Source organism: Rhodopseudomonas sp. AAP120, assembly GCF_001295845.1.
GTDB lineage: Bacteria > Pseudomonadota > Alphaproteobacteria > Rhizobiales > Xanthobacteraceae > Rhodopseudomonas.
In genome coordinates, this window is sequence record NZ_LJIC01000186.1 from 1 (window position 1) to 3808 (window position 3808).

Here is a 3808-nt window from a genome sequence, read left to right on the forward strand (position 1 = left end):
CGCGGAGCCTGTCATCGGGCGGCGCTTCGCGCCGACCCGTTGGCTCGCAATGACGACCTGGGGCTAAGCCGTCATCATGAGCTGCCGCAGCTACGGCGCCTTGATCGCCCAGCTCACCAGCACCGTCACGCTCAGCGTCTCCTCGCCGGGCGCGACCGGGGCGCCGGCGGATTGGGCCATCACCATCTTGCGCATCGGCATCGGGCCGGGCTGGGTGTCTTCGCTGATCACCAGCGGCGCGCCGAGCGAGACGCCGGCGGCGCGGGCGTAGATCTCGGCCTTGCGCCGCGCATCGGCGACCGCCTCGGCACGGACGTCGTCCAGCACCTTGGAGGGATCGGCGACGCGGAAGCCGATGCCGCGGATCTCGTTGGCACCCGCCTGCACCAGCGTATCGATCAGGCCGGCGACCCGCGCGGTGTCGCGGACCTGCACGGTCACCATGTTGCTGGCCAGATAGCCGTTGATCTCGCTCGGGCCCGGCCGGTTGGACGAGGCGTATTGCGGCTGGATCGACAGCCGCGAGGTCTGGATGTCCTTGGCGTCGAGGCCGGCGTTCTTCAGCTCCAGCAGCACCTTGCCCATCGCCAGATTGTTGGCCTCGGCGGCCGAGCGGGCCGTCTTGGCGATGTTGGAAACGCCGGCTTCGATCTGCGCGATATCCGGCGCGACCGATTTGTGCGCTTCGCCCGTCACCGTGATGGCGGACTGTTGCGGCTGTGTCGGCGGAGCCGGCTGCGCGTGCAGCGGCGCGGCCGCGAAAGCGGAAACCAGCAGGGCGGCGAGCGGCGTACGAAGGGACAGCATCATTTCATCGGCACATAGACGTTGATGACCAGTTTGTCTTCCGCGGTGGTCAGCGGATCGGTGAGGTACTCTTCCACAAAGGTGTCCTTGGCCTCGATCTTCTTGTCGTCGAGGTGGTTGGTGATCGCCTCGTAGGTGTTGTCCATATTGTCGTACGAGCCGCGGTGGACGAATTTCAGCGCCTTGCCGTCCGGTGTGGTGCCCATGCTCATCGTCTTCGGCAGGTTCTTGGGCGGCTCCGGCACCGGCATCTCGGCCTGGAAGGTGAAGCCGTTGTCGTCGGTGGAGGTATAGACGATCATCGGATTGCCGTTCGGCTTGACGCCCGCCTTGTCGAGCGTGGCGGTGAGCGTCTTGAACGCTTCCATCAGCGCCTCGAACGCCGCGTCCCAGCTCGCCTTGCCCTTCAGAATGACGGCCGACTTCGGCTCCAGCGTGATCTCCTCGCCGAACGGGTCGGCGGTCTGCACCTTGGCGGGCGGTGTGGTCGGCGCCTGCGCCGCGGGCGGCGGCGTCGCCGGCGTTTCGGTCGCGGCGGGCGGTGTTGCCGGAGTCGCCGGTGGCGCGGGCGTGGCCGGCGCAGCGGGCGTCGCAGGAGCAGCTGGTGTCGCCGGAGCTGGCATTGCTGGTGCGGGCGTTGTGGCGGCGGGCGGCGTCGCCGGCGTGTCGGCCGGCTTGGTGTCGGTTTGTGCCAGCGCGCCGGCGGTGCCGAGCATCAGGGCTGCGGCGGAGGTGAGCCCGAGCCAAACGGGGCGGATCAAGCGGGGGCGGTTCATTCCAACTGTCTCCATGGCCGCAGCGATGTGCTGCCGATCGCCGCGATCCGCAAGCGCCCGGCGGATCGTCAGTGCGCGTCCTTCCTAACATCCGGCCGGCGCTTTCGTCCCTTGCGATCCGCATGTGGCTTGACTGTGGCGGGCCGCGGCTGCGCCCGGGCGGACTGGTCAAAACCGCCATGCTTCGCCATATAGGCGCGACGAGGATCGGAAAGCATGAGCGCGCTGGACAACCGCCTGTTCGCCAAGATGAACGGGATCGGCAACGAGATCGTGGTGGTGGACCTGCGCGACCAGAGCGCGCCGGTGACGCCGGACGACGCCCGCGCGGTGGCGGCGCATGTGCCGTACGACCAGCTGATGCTGCTGCAGCCGGCGCGGCTGCCCGGCACCGAGGCCTTCGTCCGCATCTATAACAATGACGGCTCCGAATCCGGCGCCTGCGGCAACGGTATGCGCTGCGTCGCCTCGCAGATGTTCGCCGGCAGCGACAAGCAGGGCCTGACCTTCGAGACCCGCGCCGGCCTGCTCAATTGCTGGCGCGGCCCGGCCGAGGGGCTCTACACCGTCGACATGGGCGAGCCGAAATTCGGCTGGCAGGACATCCCGCTCGCCGAGGAGTTTCGCGACACCCGCGGCATCGAGCTGCAGATCGGCCCGATCGACGCGCCGATCCTGCACACGCCGTCGGTGGTCAGCATGGGCAATCCGCATGCGATCTTCTGGGTCGACGACGTGCAGGCCTACGACCTCGGCAAGTTCGGACCGCTGCTCGAGAATCATCCGATCTTTCCGGAGCGCGCCAACATCACGCTCGCCCATATCGTCGATCGCGACCACATCACGATGCGCACCTGGGAGCGCGGCGCCGGCCTGACCAAGGCCTGCGGCTCGGCCGCCTGCGCCACTGCGGTGGCGGCGGCGCGGCTGAAGCGGACCGGCCGCGTCGTCGAGATGACGCTGCCGGGCGGCAAGCTGACGATCGAATGGCGCGAGCGCGACAACCACGTGCTGATGACCGGCGGCGCCGAATTCGAATTCGAGGGCCGGTTCGATCCGGCGCTGTTCGCGCCGTCGCTGACGACCAATCCGGCCTGATGACGATCGAGATCGTCACCTTCGGCTGCCGCCTCAATGCGTTCGAATCCGAAGTGATCCGCCGCGAGGCGGAGGGCGCCGGCCTTGCCGACACCATCGTGGTCAACAGCTGCGCCGTCACCAACGAAGCGGTGGCGCAGGCCCGCCAGCAGATCCGCAAGCTGAAACGGGCGCGGCCGGATGCGCGCATCGTCGTCACCGGCTGCGCGGCGCAGACCGAACCCGCGACCTTCGCGGCGATGGATGAAGTCGACCGCGTGATCGGCAATGACGACAAGCTGCGCGGCGAGGCCTGGCGGGCGGCGCGCAGCGCATTCGATGCCGATGCGTTCGGGCTCGGCCGCGAGCAGAAGATCGCGGTCGCCGACATCATGGCGGTGCGCGAGATGGCGCCGCATCTCTTGGATGGCTACCAGAGCGGTCTGCCGCGCGTCTTCGTGCAGGTGCAGAACGGCTGCGACCATCGCTGCACCTTCTGCATCATCCCGTTCGGCCGCGGCAATTCGCGCTCGGTGCCGGTCGGCGCGGTGGTCGATCAGGTGCGGGCGCTGACCGTGCGCGGCCATGCCGAGATCGTGCTGACCGGCGTCGACCTCACCAGCTACGGCGCCGACCTGCCGGGGACGCCGAAGCTCGGCAGCCTGGTGAAGAAAGTGCTGCGCCACGTCCCCGAGCTGCAGCGGCTGCGGATCTCGTCGATCGACTCCATCGAGGCGGATCGCGACCTGCTCGATGCGCTGGCGAACGAAGAACGGCTGATGCCGCATCTGCACCTGTCGCTGCAGGCCGGCGACGACATGATCCTGAAGCGGATGAAGCGCCGCCACAGCCGCGCCGACGCCGTCGCGTTCTGCGACGAAGTGCGGCGCTTACGCCCGGACATCGCGCTCGGCGCCGACCTGATCGCCGGCTTCCCGACCGAGACCGAGGAGATGTTCGCCCGCTCGCTCGATCTGGTCGAGCACTGCGGCCTGACCTTCCTGCACGTCTTCCCTTATTCGAAGCGCCCGGGCACGCCGGCGGCGCGGATGCCGCAGCTCGACGGCGGCGTCGTCCGCGAGCGCGCCGCGCGACTACGCGCCGCCGGCGAAGCCGCGCTGCAGCGGCGGCTGGCGGCCGAGATCGGC

4 protein-coding genes are annotated in these 3808 nt (G+C 68.9%); 2 read left to right on the forward strand and 2 right to left on the reverse strand.

Going from position 1 to position 3808, the window contains the following annotated elements:
• Positions 1 to 90: 90 nt before the first annotated feature.
• Positions 91 to 807, reverse strand: coding sequence for an SIMPL domain-containing protein (locus IP86_RS25055; protein WP_054165162.1), 717 nt, complete (start codon positions 805 to 807; stop codon positions 91 to 93).
• Entirely contained in the window at positions 807 to 1583 is a 777-nt protein-coding gene (locus IP86_RS25060; protein WP_054165159.1) for a GyrI-like domain-containing protein, read from the reverse strand. Before IP86_RS25060 ends, IP86_RS25055 begins: the two co-directional genes overlap by 1 nt.
• 216 nt (positions 1584 to 1799) lie before the next feature.
• Here IP86_RS25060 and dapF point away from each other — a divergent pair, with 216 nt between their 5' ends.
• Positions 1800 to 2681 (forward strand): diaminopimelate epimerase, encoded by an 882-nt coding sequence (gene dapF / locus IP86_RS25065; RefSeq protein WP_054165160.1) that lies wholly within the window; start codon positions 1800 to 1802, stop codon positions 2679 to 2681.
• On the forward strand, positions 2681 to 3808 hold a 1128-nt coding region (mtaB, locus tag IP86_RS25070; RefSeq protein WP_054165161.1), incomplete at its 3' end, for a tRNA (N(6)-L-threonylcarbamoyladenosine(37)-C(2))-methylthiotransferase MtaB. The genes dapF and mtaB, both read left to right, overlap by 1 nt.

Coding starts and splice junctions, on each gene's coding strand:
- IP86_RS25055 (WP_054165162.1), bottom strand. CDS start 807: ATGCTGTCCCTTCGTACGCCGCTCGCCGCCCTGCTGGTTTCCGCTTTC.
- IP86_RS25060 (WP_054165159.1), bottom strand. CDS start 1,583: ATGAACCGCCCCCGCTTGATCCGCCCCGTTTGGCTCGGGCTCACCTCC.
- dapF (WP_054165160.1), top strand. CDS start 1,800: ATGAGCGCGCTGGACAACCGCCTGTTCGCCAAGATGAACGGGATCGGC.